General features: G+C 74.0%; 11 protein-coding genes. 5 read left to right on the top strand and 6 right to left on the bottom strand.

From position 1 onward, the window contains the following. The first annotated feature begins 9 nt into the window (after positions 1 to 9). Complete coding sequence (locus AB0H21_RS08385; RefSeq protein ID WP_358513454.1) at positions 10 to 747, top strand: N-acetyltransferase; 738 nt, start codon at positions 10 to 12, stop codon at positions 745 to 747. A 214-nt stretch (positions 748 to 961) separates the two neighbouring features. Here the strand turns inward: AB0H21_RS08385 and thiI are convergent, their stop codons facing one another. The 3 genes from thiI to AB0H21_RS08370 form a co-directional block, all read right to left on the bottom strand. Then, positions 962 to 2,215, bottom strand: a complete 1,254-nt coding sequence (thiI, locus tag AB0H21_RS08380) for a tRNA uracil 4-sulfurtransferase ThiI (RefSeq protein ID WP_358513452.1) — start codon at positions 2,213 to 2,215, stop codon at positions 962 to 964. A gap of 250 nt (positions 2,216 to 2,465) precedes the next feature. Continuing rightward, the gene (locus AB0H21_RS08375; protein WP_358513450.1) at positions 2,466 to 3,491 is read right to left on the bottom strand and encodes a 6-phosphofructokinase; all 1,026 of its coding nucleotides are present in this window, start codon (positions 3,489 to 3,491) and stop codon (positions 2,466 to 2,468) included. A gap of 205 nt (positions 3,492 to 3,696) precedes the next feature. Further along, positions 3,697 to 4,746, bottom strand: a complete 1,050-nt coding sequence (locus AB0H21_RS08370) for a lactonase family protein (protein WP_358513448.1) — start codon at positions 4,744 to 4,746, stop codon at positions 3,697 to 3,699. A 192-nt stretch (positions 4,747 to 4,938) separates the two neighbouring features. Between AB0H21_RS08370 and AB0H21_RS08365 the strand changes: the two genes are divergently transcribed. Continuing rightward, a complete protein-coding gene (locus tag AB0H21_RS08365) occupies positions 4,939 to 5,850 on the top strand; it encodes a helix-turn-helix domain-containing GNAT family N-acetyltransferase (RefSeq protein WP_358513446.1) in 912 nt (303 codons plus the stop codon). Between the two features lie 261 nt (positions 5,851 to 6,111). Continuing rightward, on the top strand, positions 6,112 to 9,261 hold the full coding sequence (locus tag AB0H21_RS08360) for a P-loop NTPase fold protein (RefSeq protein ID WP_358513444.1): 3,150 nt from the start codon (positions 6,112 to 6,114) through the stop codon (positions 9,259 to 9,261). A gap of 15 nt (positions 9,262 to 9,276) precedes the next feature. Here AB0H21_RS08360 and AB0H21_RS08355 read toward each other — a convergent pair whose 3' ends face one another. Continuing rightward, on the bottom strand, positions 9,277 to 9,744 hold the full coding sequence (locus AB0H21_RS08355) for a DNA starvation/stationary phase protection protein (protein WP_358513442.1): 468 nt from the start codon (positions 9,742 to 9,744) through the stop codon (positions 9,277 to 9,279). Between the two features lie 117 nt (positions 9,745 to 9,861). On the opposite strand from AB0H21_RS08355, the gene AB0H21_RS08350 reads away from it, so the two are divergent. Both AB0H21_RS08350 and AB0H21_RS08345 read left to right on the top strand, forming a co-directional pair. After that, entirely contained in the window at positions 9,862 to 10,662 is an 801-nt protein-coding gene (locus tag AB0H21_RS08350) for a helix-turn-helix domain-containing protein (RefSeq protein WP_358513440.1), read from the top strand. Continuing rightward, on the top strand, positions 10,659 to 13,106 hold the full coding sequence (locus tag AB0H21_RS08345; protein WP_358513438.1) for a VIT domain-containing protein: 2,448 nt from the start codon (positions 10,659 to 10,661) through the stop codon (positions 13,104 to 13,106). The genes AB0H21_RS08350 and AB0H21_RS08345 overlap by 4 nt, the downstream gene beginning before the upstream one ends. Positions 13,107 to 13,135: 29 nt before the next feature. Here AB0H21_RS08345 and AB0H21_RS08340 read toward each other — a convergent pair whose 3' ends face one another. Together AB0H21_RS08340 and AB0H21_RS08335 are read right to left on the bottom strand one after the other, a co-directional pair. Further along, a complete protein-coding gene (locus AB0H21_RS08340) occupies positions 13,136 to 13,972 on the bottom strand; it encodes an SWIM zinc finger family protein (RefSeq protein WP_358513436.1) in 837 nt (278 codons plus the stop codon). Between the two features lie 32 nt (positions 13,973 to 14,004). Further along, on the bottom strand, positions 14,005 to 17,088 hold the full coding sequence (locus AB0H21_RS08335; protein WP_358513434.1) for a DEAD/DEAH box helicase: 3,084 nt from the start codon (positions 17,086 to 17,088) through the stop codon (positions 14,005 to 14,007). Positions 17,089 to 17,197: the final 109 nt, after the last annotated feature.

The following is a 17,197-nucleotide window of genomic DNA, read 5'->3' as shown; positions in this document are numbered from 1 at the left end:
CTCGGGGGCATGGATCTGTGCGTCGTCACGCTGGCCGAGCGGCCTGAGTTGGCATCCCTGCTGTGGGAGATGGCCGACACCTGGCCCGCCTTCATGAAGGAGGACCCGGCGGCCGACCTGGTCTACCCGGTCGCGGCCACCGAGTGGGCCGAGTTCACGCTGGCCGCGGTGGACGGCGACGGCCGGTTGGTGGCGCGGGCGCTGTCGGTGCCGTTCCTGCTCGGTGGAGACGAGCTGCCCGGGAACGGGTGGGACGGCGTGTTGTGGCGGGCCGCCAGGACGCGGCGGCGGGGCGACGTCCCGGACACCGTCTCGGCGCTGGAGATCACGGTCCGGCCGGACGTGCAGGGCAAGGGGCTGTCGGCGGTGATGCCGGCGGCCCTGCGCGACCAGGCCGCCCGCCTCGGGTTCGCCCGTCTCGTCGCGCCGGTGCGGCCCAGCGGCAAGCACCTGCGCCTGCGCACACCCATGGTCGAGTACGCGGCCGAGCGCCGGCAGGACGGCCTGCCCGCCGATCCGTGGCTGCGCGTCCACGCACGGGCCGGTGGGGTCGTCGGGGAGGTCGCGTCCCGGTCGATGACCATCGCGGGCACGCTGCGGGAGTGGCGCGCCTGGACCGGGCTCCCGTTCGACGCGACCGGCGACGTCGAGGTGCCCGGGGCCCTCGTCCCCGTCCACTGCGACACCGCCCACGACCACGCGGTGTACGTCGAGCCGAATGTCTGGGTCACCCACGCCCTCCGATGAGAAGGGCCGGACATCCGGGTGACCCCGGACGTCGCCACAGGCTCGCGATCCAGGAGGGCCGTACCGGAGAAGCCCGCGCGGTGCTGGGTATCGGGCTGTTCACCGGTCTGATTCCGTTTTCAGGGGGATTTTCGTGTTGTGGCTGTGGCCAGAGGTCCCGGTGCGTTCGCGGGTCGACGCCTGGGCGTTCGCGACCTGGCTGGAAGAGGGTGCGTCAGATCGATGAGCGCTCGCGCGGGACGCCGGGGTCAGGCGGGGTGTCGAGTTTGTACTCCTGGATCGAGGCGGCGAGTTGGACGGCGAGTTCTTCGGCGTCCAGGCGCTTCTCTATCTGGCGGAGGTCGGCGATCTTGGCGCGGGTCTCGGCGCGGCGGGGGGCCAGCAGCGTGCAGCAGTCCTCGTCGGGGAGTTCGCTGATCGCCAGGGTGCCGATGCGGCGGGCCTCGGCCATGATCTCGGTCTTGTCCATGCCGATGAGCGGGCGCAGGATCGGCATCGCGACCGCGTCGTCCAGCGCGGTGAGGTTCTGCAGGGTCTGGGAGGAGACCTGGCCGAGGGAGTCTCCGGTGATCAGCACGTCGCGCCGCAGGCGGTGGGCGACCTCTTCGGCGGTCTTGAGCATCAGGCGGCGCTGGGCGACGACCTGCAGCCGGTCGGCGCCGGAGGAGCGCAGGGACTGCTGTGCCTTGCCGAACGGCACCACGAACAGCCGCGCGCGGTCCTGGAACTTGGCCAGCGCCCGCACCAGCGCGTACGCCTTGTAGATCGACTCCGACGTGGTGAACGGGATGCCGGAGAAGTGCAGGAAGTCGACGCTGAGACCGCGGCGGAGCATGCGGTAGGCCGCCACCGGCGAGTCGATGCCGCCGGACATGAGCACCAGGCCGCGCCCGCTGATGCCGACGGGCAGGCCGCCCTGGCCCGGCAGGCCGTCGGTGAAGACGAACACCTCGTCCCTGTCGACCTCGATGTGGACGGTGAGCTCGGGGTTCTTCAGCCGCACCGGCAGGCCGTACTTGTCGTTGATCTCGCCGCCGACCACGCGGTCGAGCTCGTTGGAGCGCAGCGGGAACCGCTTGTCGCGGCGGCGCGAGCGGACCGCGAACGTCGCCCGCCGCTCGATCAGCTCGGTGCGCCCGGCGACCAGCTCCAGGGCCGCGGCCGTGACGGCGTCGGGGTCCTTGGCGACGCGCCAGGCGCGGTGGATCCACACCAGGCCCATGACGTCGGCGAGGCGCTCGGCGACGGCGTCGGCGACGTCCACGCTCGTGCCCTCGGGCAGCAGGATCGCGATGACGCCGTGCCGCTGGCGGACGTCGGCGCGCACGCCGGAGCTCTTCAGCGCCGACTTGATGTTCGCCTGAAGCCTCCGCTCGAACAGCTCGCGGTTCTTGCCCTTCAGGACGACCTCGCCCAGCTTCAGCAGGACGCAGGGCTCGCCCAGAGCTGAGGGGGGCACGACGGACATACGGAGGCCTCCGGGCATGAGGGTCGGGATCGGGCGCGCGCCGGGTGACGACCGTTCCGGCGTGCGGCACCACTCAATTTATCCCGGATGACGACCTGCCGGTCCCCCGGACCTCCCGCCGGCCCCCTCACCTGGAGGTGACAGACCCGGCCTCGGCCACACCCGGGAACGAGAACGAGAACGCCTCCGGCCCCTGACGGGCGGCCGGAGGCGTACGGTCGCGGCGCGCCCGCCGGGCGGGCGCCGGCGATCAGCCGAAGAAGACCTCGGCCTCCTCGTACCGGGACACCGGGACGGTCTTCAGCTCGGAGGTCGCCGCGTCCAGGCCGACGCGGACGATGTCGGTGCCGCGCAGCGCGACCATCTTGCCGAAGTCGCCCTCGTGGGCGGCGTCGATCGCCTGCAGGCCGAAGCGGGTGGCCAGTACGCGGTCGTAGGCGCTCGGGGTGCCGCCGCGCTGGACGTGGCCGAGCACGGTGGTGCGGGCCTCCTTGCCGGTGCGCTTCTCGATCTCGTGGGCGAGCATCTCGCCGATGCCGCCGAGGCGGACGTGGCCGAACGAGTCGAGCTCGCCGCCCTGCAGGGTCATCTGGCCCTCGATCGGGTGGGCGCCCTCGGCGACGACGATGATGGGCGAGTAGCGGATCTTGAAGCGGCTCTCGACGTAGGCGCAGACCTTGTCGATGTCGAACGGCTTCTCGGGGATGAGGATGACGTTGGCGCCGGCCGCCATGCCCGCGTGCAGGGCGATCCAGCCCGCGTGGCGGCCCATGACCTCGCAGATCAGCGCGCGGTGGTGGGACTCGGCCGTGGTGTGCAGGCGGTCGATCGCCTCGGTGGCGATGTTGACGGCCGTGTCGAAGCCGAAGGTGTAGTCGGTGGCGTTGAGGTCGTTGTCGATCGTCTTCGGCACGCCGATGACGTTGACGCCGCGGTCGTAGAGCTGCTTGGCGACGCCCAGGGTGTCCTCGCCGCCGATCGCGATGAGCGCGTCGATGCCGCCCTCGGCCAGGTTGGCCTTGATGCGGTCGACACCGCCCTCGATCTTGATGGGGTTGGTGCGCGAGGAGCCGAGGATGGTGCCGCCGCGCGGGAGGATGCCGCGGACGGACTGGATCTCCAGCGGCATGGTGTCGCCTTCGAGCGGGCCGCGCCAGCCGTCGCGGAAGCCGACGAACTCGTGGCCGTAGACGCCGATGCCCTTGCGGACGACGGCGCGGATGACCGCGTTGAGCCCGGGGCAGTCGCCGCCCCCGGTCAGTACTCCGATGCGCATGGCTGGTTCCTCCCGATGGGGTTCACAGTCAGACTATGTTGAGCTCCGCGGCCATCGACTCGCCTTCCGCCGCCGGAGCGCCCGATGTCGTCGAGGTCGCCGATGTGGCCGCCGCCGCATGGCATTGTGCCGCAGGCGCCAACATTGGTCTAGACCAAGCGGTTAGACCGTACCGTACGCGGCGCGGCGGCGTGAAACGGGCCGCTCAGGCGGGCACCACGAGGACACACGACGGGCTGCCGACCTTGAAGCCCTCGCCCGTGACCTGGGGGACGCCGTCCCTCAGCGCGAGCGTGGCGACCTCGTCGGAACGCTGGTTGGCGACGTACATGCGGTCGCCGTCCAGGGCGAAGTGCCGGGGCCACAGCCCGCCGGACCCGACCTCGGCGACCGGCGTGAGCCCCGGGCCGTCGCCGCCGGCGAGGGCGAAGACCGAGATGGTGTCGGGTCCGCGGTTGGCGACGTAGAGGTGGCGGCCGTCGGGGGCGATCTCGATGTGCGAGACGTGGTTGCGGACGGAGGACCGGCTGGCGGGCGTGCGCCCGATCTCGCGCCACGCGGAGTCCAGGACGGTGATCATGCCGTCGAGCTCGCCCGCGACGTACCAGCGGTCGCCGTGGCGCGCCATGTGCCGCGGGCCGGAGCCGGACGGCAGGCGCACGGGCCCCTCCGGGTGGGGCTCGGGCCCGGCGCCGATCAGCCAGCGGCGGACCTCGTCGGTGCCGAGGTCGGTGACGTGCAGTGTGCGGCCCGGGCCGAACACGGCCTGGTGGGCGTGCGGCTCGGCCTGGCGCACGGGGTCGGGGCCGTGGCCCTCGTTGGGGAAGAGCCTCGGGCGGCCGTCGAACAGGCCGGAGCTGCCGAGCCGGTACATCGCGACGGTGCCGTCGCCGTAGTTGGCGACGGCGAGCCACGTGCCGGTCGGGTCGACGGCCAGGTGGCAGGGGTAGGACCCGCCGCTGTTGCCGTCGGCGAGCAGCTTGGGGCCCTCGGGGTCGGCCGAGTAGGCGGCGACGCCGCCCTCCTCGCGCTCCAGGACGGCGTACAGGACGGGCAGGCGCGGGTGCATGGCCAGGAAGGACGGGCCGGGCGCGGAGGTCTCGGCGATCGCGGTGAGCGCGCCGCCCTCCCGCCGGGCGACCGTGAGCCCGAGGCCGGTGCCGCCGGTCTCCGGGGTGTATCCGCCGATGTAGACCACCTCGTGGCCCGCGGCGCGCGTGCCGTTGCCTGAAGTCTCCGAAGTCCCCGAAGTCATGCCACCGACGATAGCGCTCCGCCCTCTCCTTGATCCTCGTTGTGGCCACATGGATCGTCCGGTGCGTCCCCGTCCCGCATCGGATTCCGCTTTTCCCGCACGGAACCCGGCGTTTCCGCAGCGCCGGGGTCTGGATCTTCGGCACCCCAACATGCTTGACTCGGTCAACGAATCCGCTGATTGGAGCAAGCGATGGATGAGCTCGTCACCGAAGTCCGCGCCTTCAACCGCTTCTACACGCGCGTGATCGGCGTCCTCGGCGCCAGAATGCACGACACGCCGTACTCCCTGACCGAGGCGAGGGTCCTGTTCGAGCTGCGCGCGCACGAGGAGATGGAGACCGGCGAGCTGCGGCGGCTGCTCGACCTGGACGCCGGCTACCTCAGCCGTATGCTGGCGCGGTTCGAGTCCGGCGGGCTGGTCACGCGGGCGCGCTCGGCCGCCGACGCCCGGCGGCAGGTCCTGCGGCTCAGCCCCTGCGGCCACGAGGTGTGGCGGACGCTGGACGCGGCGTCGGCGTCGGACGTGCGGAACCTGCTGACGCCCCTCGCCGGGGAGGACCGGCGGCGGCTGACCTCCAGCATGGCCGCCATCCGGCGCGTCCTCGGCGACGGCGACGGCGGCGGGCCGTGCGTCATCCGCCCGCCCCGCCCCGGCGACCTCGGCTGGATCGTCCACCGGCACGGCGTGGTGTACGCCGAGGAGTACGGCTGGGACGAGACGTTCGAGGCGATGACCGCGCGCATCGTCGCCGACTACGTCCAGCACCACGACCCCAAGCGGGAGGCGTGCTGGATCGCCGAGGTGGACGGCGAGCCCGCGGGCTCGATCATGTGCGTCAGGGAGGACGACCGGACGGCGCGGCTGCGGGTCCTGCTGGTCGAGCCCTCCGCCCGGGGCATGGGCCTCGGCGGGCGCCTGGTCGAGGAGTGCCTGGCCTTCGCCCGGCGCGCCGGGTACGCGCGCATCGTCCTGATGACCGTCGACGCGCTTGCCGCCGCGCGGCGCATCTACGAGCGGGCGGGCTTCACGCTCGACGAGCAGCACGACGAGCGCTCCTACGGCGCGGACGTCACCGTCCAGAGCTGGTCGCGGGACCTCTGATCCGGGCCCCGCGCGCAGCGGCTCTGAACGGCCCTCGGCGGCTCTCGGCGGCTCTCGGCGGCTCGAAAGGAAAGGCTCGGGAAGGGACTCGGGAAAGGGGTCGGCGAAGATCGGCAAGCCTCGGCAAACGCCGGGCAAGGCCTCTGTCTCGCCTCCCGCGCCGCACCCGGACCGGGGCCGGCGGGCTGCGATCATCGTGCGGGCGCCGCGTCGCCGGATCCGGGGACGTCCGAGCCCGCCGCCCGGCCAGGGGAGCCGCCGTTGACCTCGTTGATCATCTCAGCCCCGCCCGCTCCGGCGATCAGGACGCGCAAGGCGCTGGTCTTCCTCGACCGCGAGGGCGTTCCCAGGGCCGCCGGGGCCGACCGCAGGCTGGTGCACGCGCTCACCGCCGAGGGGTACGCCGTCGAGACGGCCGAGGGCGACGCGGCCGACCACGGGCGGGTCGGCGCCTTCCTGGACACGGTCGAGCCCGGCGACCTGCTGCTCGTGCGCTGGTCCACCGAGTCGGGATGGGGGCGGCGGGAGTTCGGCGCGCTGATGGACGAGTTCGCCGGCCGCGTCGAGCGCTCCGACGGCGCGGCGCTGCTGCTGATCGTGGACTTCGGCTGGCTGGTGAGCGCGAGCCCGGGACCGCCGCACGAGGCCACCGGCCGCCTGCCGGTCCGCGGCGAGCCCGTGGTGGCGGCCGCCGCCCTCACCACCAGCGCGCTCGTGCCCGCGCGGCACGGCCGCCCGGTGTCGCTCACCGGGATCCTCGCCGACGGCATCCTGTCGGGTGAGGCCGACCTCGACCGCGACGGTACCGTCTCCGTCGGCGACCTGTTCCGCTACGCGCAGGAGCGCTGCGCCGGCCTCGGCGCGGACCGCGCGCCGTTCCTGCTGACCTACGGCGAGGGGGAGCTGATCGGCGTCGCGTCGCCGCGCCGCGCCGTCCACGATCTCGGCGAGGAGTTCGGGGCCGCGCTCGCCCGCCTGGCCGTCCTCGGCGACGCCGTGCCGCCGATGTCGGCCGCCGAGCTGGTGAACCGGATCTACGAGGTGCACCTCGGCCCGGACGCCCGGCAGTTGCTGCGCCGGGCCGCGCTGCTGGAGGAGGACGAGCCGCTCACCCCGGAGGTGGCCCGGCTGCTCGCCGAGGGCGGGCCGCCGGAGGAGGCCCTGCGCGAGCTGCGCGCCTGGGGGCTGCTCGGGCACGACGCCCCGCTTGCCGCCCCGGCGATCCGGCACGGCGTCGCGGGCAGGCTGGAGGCGGGCGAGCCGGCGCACGTGTCGGCCCTGCTGCGCCGCCGCCGCGCCGCCGCCCGTCCCGTACGGCCCCGCGCGCGGCTCACCGGCGACCGGTGGACGCTCCAGGACCGGCTCGGCCACCGCGTCCACGCCGAGGCCGTCGCCGCGTTCATCCGCCACCCCGACACCCGCCCGCCGCTCACGATCGGCGTCAAGGGCCCGTGGGGGGCGGGGAAGACCTCGCTGATGCGGATGATCCAGGACCTGCTCGACCCCGGCGCGGCCGAGGATCGCGCCGCCGAGATCCACCTCGGCGGGCCCGACGCCGCGCGCCGCGCCCGGAGGCGGCGGGGCCGGGTGACCAACGCCGAGGTGCTGGCCCGCGCCAAACGGCCCGAGGAGGAGGACACCGACCGGGCGACGCCCGGCGAGCTGCCCCTGCGGCCCGGCCACTGGCGGCCGACCGTCTGGTTCAACCCGTGGATGTACCAGAACGGCGAGCAGGTGTGGGCGGGCCTGGCCCACGAGATCATCAGCCAGGTCACCGGCCGCCTGCCGCGCGGCGATCGCGAGCGCTTCTGGCTGACGCTGAACCTGTCCCGGGTCGACCGGGAGGCCGTGCGCCGGCGCGGCTACGGGCTGGCGGCCACGCGCCTGCTGCCGGTCGCCCTGGCGCTGTGCGGGACGCTGCTGTTCACGGGCGCGTCGCTCGCCGCGGGCGCGTTGTTCCCCGCGGTGGGGTCGCTGCTGCGCGGCACGGCCGCCGCCGTCGGGTCCGGCGGGTCGCTGCTGCTCATGGCCGCCGCGGCCGTACGGCTGACGCGCTTCCTCGGCGAGTCGGCGGACACGGCCTTCCGCAAGCTGGTGCGCCAGCCTGACCTGCTCGGGTCGCCGGCGCAGGCCCAGGAGCTGGCGCCCGATCCCGGATACCGGTCCCGGACGGGCTTCCTGCACCTGGTGCAGACGGACATGCGGCGCGTGCTCGGCATGGTGGCGACCGAGGAGCGGCCGCTGGTGGTGTTCGTGGACGACCTCGACCGGTGCTCGCCGGGCACGGTCGCGCAGGTCATCGAGGCCGTGAACCTGTTCCTGGCCGGGGAGTTCCCCAACTGCGTGTTCGTGCTGGCGATGGAGCCGGAGGTCGTGGCGGCGCACGTCGAGGTCGCCTACCAGGACCTCGCGCGCACGCTGCCGTCGAGCGCCGAGGAGCGTTCGGGGCTGGGGTGGCGGTTCCTGGAGAAGATCATCCAGCTTCCGCTGAGCGTGCCGCTGCTGGACGACGGCGAGCGGATCCCCGCGTACCTGCGCACCCTGCTGGACGTGCCGCCCGCGCGCGAAGGGCCCGTCGCGGAGGCACGGGACACGGCCGGCGCGGGCGGGCGGGCCGCGCAGCCGGATCCGGAACTGGTCGACCGCATGGAGTCCGCGATCAGGGCCCTGCGCCCGACGGCCGAGGACCTCGACGCGGTCGCCCGCCGCGTCCAGGACGCCGTCGGGGCCACCACCGTCCCGGGAACGCCCGGGCCCGGCCTGTTCTCGCGGCGAACGTCGATCACCTTCCTGACCAGGACGGGCCCGACCAGGACGGGAGCCGTGGGCATGGGGGCACCGCGCGGCCGGGCGGCCCGCACGTCCCCGCGAGCGCCGCACGACGCGATCGGCGGGCTCGGCGCGGCGGCGCGGCTGGCGGCCGACCGCGTCTACGACGACATCTACAGCGACGAGAACGCGTACGCGGCGATCGAGCGGGTGCTCCCGGCGCTGACGCTGAGCAATCCGCGCGAGCTGAAGCGGTACGTGAACGTGTTCCGGTTCTACTCGTTCGTCACCTACCGGCGGGCGCTGGCCGGGGCGCCGCGCGCGAGCGACGACGAGGTGGCCAAGCTGGCGGTGCTCACGGTGCGGTGGCCGCACCTGCTGTCGCTGTTCGCCCGCGACGCGGAGGCCCCGGACGGGGAGCCGAACGAACGCGAGGACTCCGAGCCCCCCGGCGAGGGGCGTACCGTCCTGGAACGGCTCGAACGGGCCGCGGCCGTCCCCGGGCGGCGTGAATGGGCCCGCGCGCTGGCCGAGGCGGGGCTGCTCAGGAACGGCAAGGGCGGGGCGGCCCGCTGGGACGCGCTGCGCGTCCTGCTGTCCGCCCCGCCCTCGGTCGCCTGCCTCGCGCGCGACCTGCTGTGAACGCCGCCCGCGGGGTCAGCGCTGCGCCTGGATCATCCAGTGCTGCTTCTCCAGGTCCTCGGTGACCTCGATGAGCAGGTCCTGGGTGACGAGGTCGGCGTCCCCGGTCACCTCGATGCGCTCGCGCATGCGGGCGATGATCCCCGCGAGTATCTCGGTGAAGACCGTGACGACCTTGGCGTCCTCTATGTAGCCGAAGTCGAGCTGCTGGACGTGCGTGTCGCGGGCGATCGTCGTAGCGCGCCCGTCCGGGTTCACGCCGACGGCCACCGCGCGCTCCGCCGCGTCGTCGGCGCCCTTGCGGGCCAGGGCGACGATCTCGTCGAGCTGGAGGTGCAGCGACCGGAAGTTGCGGCCTATCAGGTTCCAGTGGGCCTGCTTGCCCACGAGCGAGAGGTCGAGGAGATCGATGAGCGCGCCGTGGAGGGCCTCACCCACGATCTTCTGCTTGTCGGCGGGAAGCGGGCTGGTGATGTGGGCCATGGAGGTTCTCCTCCTCAGAGATAACCGGTTTCGGGGCCTCGTGTCTCTTTCCGCCATAACCGATCCGGCCCGGGCTAAACGTTGACACTGTAATGATTGCAGTGTCACTATGAAGGTATGAGTGACACCTGGACCATCGGAGAGCTGGCGGAGCGGGCGGCGGACACGCTGGGCCCCGCCGCGCCGCGCCCCAACGGCCGGGTCCGCGACGTGCCCAACGAACGGCTCATCCGCTGGTACACGACCATCGGCCTGCTCGACCCGCCGCTGACCCGCAGGGGCAGGGTCGCCCTGTACGGCAGGCGTCACCTGCTCCAACTCGTCGCCGTCAAGCGCCGCCAGGCCGATGGGCTGTCCATCGCCGACATCCAGGCCGAGCTGACCGGCGCGACCGACGGCGCCCTGGAGGCGATCGCCCGGCTCCCCGCCCCCGATGCGCCCGACCACCCCGATCACACGGACGGCGCCGCTGTGACCGATCCCACAGCGCCACCCGCACCGCCCCGGCCGCGCTTCTGGGCTCAGCATCCGGCCCCGCCCGCCGCACCCTCCCCCGCCCCCGCCCCCGTCACCGCCCCACCCGTCACGGCCCCGCCCGTCGTCACACCGTCCGTCGTCACACCGTCCGTCGTCACACCGTCCGAGGCCGATCCGTTCACGGCCCCCTCCGCGCCGTCCGCGCCGTCCGCGCCGCCGTTCCCGGTCCCGTCCGCCGCCGCGGCCCCCGCAGACGGGGTCCTCCCGCACGCCGACGGGCTCGTGCACGGCGTGCGACTGGCCCCCGGGATCACGCTGCTGCTCGACGGCCGCGCGCCCTCCCCCGGCGACATCGCCGCGCTGCGCGAGGCCGCCGCCCCCCTGCTGTCCGTCCTCAATGAGCGCCACCTGTCCGGCCCGTCCGAAGGGATGCACCCATGACTGTTCAGATCACCTCGTTGAAGCCCGGTGAGTACGCGCCGACGCCCGACGCGGGGCTGGGCGCGCTGCGCACCGAACGGGGCAACCTGCCGCTGGAGAGCGTCGAGGTGGAGGCGCTGATCACCGGCCTGACCTCCGGCGTCGGCGTGGCCCAGGTGTTCCGCAACCCCTTCGACGTGCCGCTGGAGGCGACGTACGTCTTCCCGCTGCCCGACCGCGCCGCGGTGACGTCCTTCCGCATGGAGGCCGACGGCCGCGTGGTCGAGGGCGTGCTCAAGGAGCGCGGCGAGGCCCGTCAGGACTACGACCGCGCCCTGGCCGAGGGCCGCAGGGCCGCCATCGCCGAGGAGGACCGTCCCGACGTCTTCACCATCCGGGTGGGCAACATCCTGCCGGGCGAGCACGTGACCGTGCGCCTGGCGCTCAGCCAGCCGCTGCCGTACGAGGACGGCGCCGCGACGTTCCGCTTCCCCCTCGTGGTCGCCCCCCGGTACATCCCGGGCACGCCGCTGGACGAGCGCGCGGCGGGCGACGGCGTGGCGCCCGACACCGACGCCGTCCCGGACGCCTCGCGGATCAGCCCCCCGGTGCTGCTGCCCGGCTTCCCGAACCCCGTGCACCTGTCGCTGACGGCACGCGTGGACCCCGCCGGGCTGGACCTGCGCGAGATGCGTTCCAGCCTTCATGTGGTGACCCGCGACGACGACACCGTGAGCCTCCAGCCCGGAGAGCGCCTGGACCGGGACTTCGTGCTGCGACTGGAGTTCGACGCCTCCAGCGCGCTGGCCCTCGTCCCCGACCGGGCCACCGGCGACGGCGAGCGGGACACGACCGACGGCGACGGCACCTTCACCCTCACCGTCCTGCCCCCGGACGACGACGGCCGGGACGCGCGCCGGCCGAGGGACGTGGTGCTGCTGCTGGACCGCTCGGGCAGCATGGCCGGGTGGAAGATGGTCGCCGCCCGGCGCGCGGCCGCGCGCATCGTCGACACGCTGACCTCCGCCGACCGGTTCGCCGTCCTGTCGTTCGACTCGGTCGTGGAGCGCCCCGACCGGCTGGACGCGGGGCTCGTCCCGGCGTCCGACCGCAACCGCTACCGCGCCGTCGAGCACCTCGCGCGGCTGGAGGCCCGCGGCGGCACCGAGATCCTGGAGCCGCTGGAGCAGGGGCTCGGCCTGCTGGGGGACTCCTCGCGCGAGCGCGTCCTCGTGCTGGTCACCGACGGGCAGGTCGGCAACGAGGACCAGATCCTCGAACGCCTCGGCGCGCGGCTCTCAGCCGTACGGGTCCACACCGTCGGCGTCGACCGGGCCGTCAACGCCGGGTTCCTCGGCAGGCTGGCCGGGCTCGGCGCGGGCCGCTGCGAGCTCGTGGAGTCGGAGGACCGGCTGGACGAGGCGATGGAGCACATCCACCGCAGGATCGGCTCCCCGCTGGTCACCGGCCTTTCGCTCAAGCCGGACGGCCTCGACGTGCTCCCCGGCACGGTGACCCACCTCGGTTCGCTCTACTCCGGGGTGCCGCTCACCGTCTCCGGGCGTTTCCGCGGCCCCGCCAGCGGCGCGATCACCGTCCACGGGACGGCCGTCGACGGCAGCCCCTGGGAGCGGCGCCTGACCGGGACGCCCGCCGAGGGCGCGGCCCCGCGGGCGATCTGGGCCCGCGCGCACCTGCGCCGCCTGGAGGACCGGTACGCGACCGGCGAGCACGAACTGGAGCGCGAGATCGTCGCCACCTCGCTGCGTCACGGCGTTCTGTGCAGGTTCACGGCGTTCGTCGCCGTCGACACGCGGGTGGTCGCGGACGGCGGGCCACGGCACCGCGTCGTCCAGCCGGTGGAGATGCCGAGCGGCTGGGACATGCCGGCCCCGGCCATGCCGATGTCGGCGTCGATGCCGGTGGCGTTCACCGCCGCTGCCCCGGCGATCTTCAACGCCGAGTCCGAGACCCTGACGCCGCCGGGCGCCGCCCCGGCATTCGGCGGCGCGGCGCCGGACGTGGTCGCCGGAGCTCCCCCGGCGCCGAAGGCGGCCCCGCGGCCGGCCGCCGGGCGCGGGCGCTCGTTCTTCCGGGCGCCGAGCCCCAAGATGGCCCCGCCTCCGCCGATCCGGCTCTCGCCGGACACCGTGCGGCCGCAACTCGCCGAGGAGCTCGCCCGGCTGCGCGCGGCGTCGCCGCTGCCCGCGCCCGAGCGCCTGCGCTACCTGGCCGACCTCGGCAGCCGCCTGTCGGCGCTGGTGACCTACCTGGGCGGCGAGGAGCGCCTCGCGTCCCTGGCCGCCGACCTCACGGCCGCCGAGACGACGCCCGGCGCGGACGTGGACGAGCTGTGGCGGCGCGCCATCACCGTCCTCACCGAACTGACCGGCGACGCCGCCGCACCTGGTGAGCCGGGCGGACACGGACGCGCCTCACGCCCCTCCTTCTGGAAGCGCTCCTAGGCCCACGCCTCCCCTGAGGAGCGGCCCTTCTACGGGCGGTCCTCAGGGGAGGCGCTCAGTTCGCGGTAGGCGGGGCGCAGGATGTCCGCCAAGGGGATGTGGCGCACTTTGATCGGCGGCGGCTCCAGCGCGCGCAGCAGCAACTCCGGGGGCGCGGACGACGGCGCGGGCCGGGGACGCAGGCGGGCGGGCGGGGCGGAGGGCTCGTAGAAGTCGGCCAGCCGGTCGGCGAAGGGCACGTCGTCCACGTGCAGCGGGTCGGCGGGCTCGTCATCATCGGCGGCGGTGCCGCGCAGGGCGTCCAGCAGGTCCTCCTTGGCACGCCCGCGCCAGGCCAGCACCAGGAACGGGTCCTGGTCGAAGGACTCGGCCAGCAGGTACAGCACGGCCGAGACGTGCTTGCACGGCAGGCCCCAGTCGGGGCAGGAGCACTCCATGTCCAGCTCGGACGGGAACAGCGGCAGGCCGAGGCCGTCGAAGACCTCGACGATCTCGGGCGGCATCTCCCCGGCGAGCAGCTTGGCGCGGTAGATCGCCTCCCCGGCGAGCGCGTCCTGGATTCCCGCCCAGTCCCCCTCGCCGTACGCGGCGATCCTGACGGACAGGTGGTACGGTGCGGCCCGCGACCCCTGCACGGTGGCCGTCACCACACCCGGCGCGAGGCCGATCTCCAGGACCTGCCCCTTCCTGGCGTACGAACGTCCCCGGGCGAGACGGCCGGAGTCGCAGACGCGCTCCAGGATGTCCACGAACCTGCGCGACCACCACTGCTCGCCGATGGACCCCCGCTTGGCCCGCGCCTGGATGCCGCCCTCGACGCGGATCGGCGCCGACGCCTCGAACCATCCGCCCTTGCCGACCGGCATCTCAGCCCACCTCCTCGCATCGGGAGCGCATGTCAGCTCACCGCCTCGGGGCCGAGGCGGAACAGCTCGCGCAACTGCTCGGTCGTCAGGTCGGCGATCCAGTCCTCACCGGCCCCGACGACGCTCTCGGCCAGCGCCTTCTTGCGCTCGATCATCTCGTCGATGCGCTCCTCCAGCGTCCCGGCGCAGATGAACTTCCTGACCTGGACGTTCCTGGTCTGGCCGATGCGGAACGCCCGGTCGGTGGCCTGGTCCTCCACGGCCGGGTTCCACCAGCGGTCCACGTGGACGACGTGGTTGGCGGCGGTGAGGTTGAGGCCGGTGCCCGCCGCCTTGAGCGACAGCAGGAAGATCATCGGCTCGTCGTCGTCCTGGAAGCGCTCGACGAGCTCGTCCCGCTTCTTCTTGGGCAGCCCGCCGTGCAGCCACAGCACGGGACGGTCGAGGTGCGCGGCGAGGTAGGGCTGGAGCAGGGAGCCGAACTCGGCGTACTGGGTGAAGACCAGCGCCTTGTCCCCCTCCTCGACGATCTCCTCGGCCAGTTCCTCCAGCCGGGCGAGCTTCCCCGAGCGGCCGGCCAGCCGCGAGCCGTCCTTGAGCAGGTGGACGGGGTGGTTGCAGACCTGCTTCAGCCTGGTCATGGTCGCGAGGACGTTGCCGCGCCGCTCGATGCCATCGCTCTGGTCGATCTTGGTCATCATGTCGTTCACGACGGCCTGGTAGAGGCTGGCCTGCTCCGGCGTGAGCGTGCACCACACCTTCATCTCAAGCTTGTCGGGAAGGTCGGAGATGATCGTCTTGTCCGTCTTCAGGCGGCGCAGGACGAACGGCTGCGTGGCCCGCTTCAGCGCCCGCGCGGCCTGCTCGTCGCCGCGCGCCTCGATCGGCTCCTGGTAGCGGTCGCGGAAGCGCTTGGCCGGCCCGAGCAGCCCGGGGTTGCAGAACTCCATGATCGACCACAGCTCGGCGAGGTGGTTCTCGACCGGGGTGCCGGTCAGCGCCAGCCGCGTGCGTGCCGGAATCGACCGGACGGCCTGCGCCTGCCGCGCCCCGCTGTTCTTGATCGCCTGCGCCTCGTCGCACACGACCCGTCCCCACGCGAACCCCCTGAGCACCTCGGCGTCCCGCAGGGCGGTCCCGTACGTCGTGACCACCAGGTCGGCCTCCCGCACGGCCGCCTCCAGCTCGTCCTCCCGCTTGCGCGTCCCGCCGTGGTGCACGTACACCCGCAGCGAGGGTGCGAACCGCGCCGCCTCCTTCTGCCAGTTGCCCAGCAACGACATCGGGCAGACCAACAACGTGGGCGCCACCGCCCCACCGTCCCGCTCATCCAGCAGAAGTGACAGGGTTTGGGCGGTTTTGCCCAAGCCCATGTCGTCGGCGAGGATGCCGCCGATGCCTATTCGGGAGAGGAAGCTCAGCCAGGACAGGCCGCGTTGCTGGTACGGGCGCAGGGCTCCGTTGAACGTCGCGGGGGTCTCGACCGTGGTGAGGCGGCGGTCGGCCTCGCCGCTGAGCAGATCGCCCAGGGGGCCGTCCGCGTCCACGCCGACCAGCGGCAGTTCCTCGTCGCCACCGGTGACGACCTCCTGGATCACCTCGGCGACGGTCATCTCGCCCGCGCGGCGCCGCTCCATCACCGACAGCGCGGCCTTGAGCTGGCGGTCGTCCAGCTCGACCCACTGGCCGCGCACGCGCACGAGGGGCACCTTCAGCCGGGCGAGCTCTTCCAGCTCCTCCTCGCCGATCGTGTGGTCGCCGACGGCCAGGTCGACCCGGAAGTCCACCAGCTCGTCCAGGCCGAACCCCTGGCCGGCCACCGCGCGCGTCCGCGTGGACGTGCGGGAGCGGGTGGTGAGCTTGAGGCCGAGGGCCTTGCGCCCGGCCCAGGCGGGCAGGCGCACGCCGTACCCGGCGGCCTGGAGCAGGGGCGCGGAGCGGCGCAGGAAGCCGAACGCCCAGGCCGTGTCCACCACCATGCCGGACGGGCGCGGGGAGCGCAGGGCCGTGTGCAGTTCGGGGCAGAGCCGCACGGCGCGGCCGAGCCCGGCCAGCAGCGTCTCGTCGGGGCGGCGGGGCAGGCCGGGGACGCGCTCGCCGTCCCACAGCAGCGACGCGGGGACGTACAGGCTCGGGTCGTCCACCGACTGGAGGGCGAACTCCAGCTCCCAGGTGTCGGCGTCGCCCTCGGGCTCGCCGAGGCGGAAGCAGACGCGGATGGGGCCTTCGAGCTGGTGGGCGGCGTGCAGCCAGTCGCGCAGCGCCCCGCCGAGCGTCTCGGCCTCGTCCGCGGGGGCGCCGGGCAGCGCGGTGTCCTCGCCGGTGAGGGCGAACAGCCACCGTTCGGCGAGGGGGCTTCTCGGGCCGGGACGGTTTCCGCGCAGCAGGCGGTCGGGCAGCGAACGGCGGGTGGCGGCGTCGGCCAGGGCGGTCAGCGCCTCACGGAGCACGTGCGAGGCGGGGCGCTCCTGGACGGCGCCGCCGGCGGCCGTGGGACGTTCCTCGGCGGCGGAGCGCTTCTCGTCGGCCGGGGGAGGCTCGGCGGCGGAGCGGCAGACCGGGGGCATGGCGGCGGCCAGTTCGCGGAAGGCGGTGGCGTCGGCGCCGGTGATGACCGGGACCCAGCGGGCGGCGTGGACGCCGTCCTCGGCGGCGAGCTGGGGCAGGACGCGTCCGCGCCGGACGAGCGCGGTCGCGTGCTCGGCGACGACGGCGAGGTAGCGCAGTGAGGCTCCCGGCCCCCATTCGGGCGCGCCCGGTTCGCCGGGTGCCGGTGACGAGAGGTTCTCGAGCAGGACGAGCGCGTCGCCGGGGGGCAGGGCCAGGGCCGGGACGCGCCACGGGGCGATGCGGGGCGCGCGGGCGGCGCCGTCCAGCCCGGATTCCGGCGAGGGCAGCGGGGCCCTGGCCGAGCCGGGCAGCAGGAGCGTGGCCTGGAGGGGCGTGGCGCGGGCGGCGAGCTCGCCGAGCGCGGCGGCGAGGACTTCGGCGGGCGCGGCGAAGGGGTGCGGGTGGTGCCGGGCGCGGGATCGGCCCGTCGTGGCCGCGTGCGCGGAGGTGTCCTCGGCCCACAGCGCGGGCACGCCGCCGATCCACGCCCCGTGGACGACCAGCACTCGACCACCCCCACCCGCCGGGTCCGCCCCGGCAGTTCCGGGATCGGCCGCCGGCGCCCCCGCGTTACGCGTCCATTCCGGCCACCGCACCGTACCGCCGTCCGGGTCC

Origin of the sequence: Sphaerisporangium sp. NPDC051011 (genome assembly GCF_040653595.1) — a bacterium.
Classification (GTDB): Bacteria; Actinomycetota; Actinomycetes; order Streptosporangiales; family Streptosporangiaceae; genus Sphaerisporangium.
Note: the sequence above shows the minus strand (reverse complement) of the source record. Positions and strands in the feature narration are given on the sequence as shown.

Bases quoted from the DNA above. Each gene is read 5' to 3' on its own strand.
- AB0H21_RS08355 (WP_358513442.1), bottom strand. From the start codon at position 9,744: ATGGCCCACATCACCAGCCCGCTTCCCGCCGACAAGCAGAAGATCGTG.
- AB0H21_RS08375 (WP_358513450.1), bottom strand. From the start codon at position 3,491: ATGCGCATCGGAGTACTGACCGGGGGCGGCGACTGCCCCGGGCTCAAC.
- AB0H21_RS08385 (WP_358513454.1), top strand. From the start codon at position 10: ATGGATCTGTGCGTCGTCACGCTGGCCGAGCGGCCTGAGTTGGCATCC.
- AB0H21_RS08370 (WP_358513448.1), bottom strand. From the start codon at position 4,746: ATGACTTCGGGGACTTCGGAGACTTCAGGCAACGGCACGCGCGCCGCG.
- AB0H21_RS08365 (WP_358513446.1), top strand. From the start codon at position 4,939: ATGGATGAGCTCGTCACCGAAGTCCGCGCCTTCAACCGCTTCTACACG.
- AB0H21_RS08340 (WP_358513436.1), bottom strand. From the start codon at position 13,972: ATGCCGGTCGGCAAGGGCGGATGGTTCGAGGCGTCGGCGCCGATCCGC.
- AB0H21_RS08350 (WP_358513440.1), top strand. From the start codon at position 9,862: ATGAGTGACACCTGGACCATCGGAGAGCTGGCGGAGCGGGCGGCGGAC.
- AB0H21_RS08345 (WP_358513438.1), top strand. From the start codon at position 10,659: ATGACTGTTCAGATCACCTCGTTGAAGCCCGGTGAGTACGCGCCGACG.
- thiI (WP_358513452.1), bottom strand. From the start codon at position 2,215: ATGTCCGTCGTGCCCCCCTCAGCTCTGGGCGAGCCCTGCGTCCTGCTG.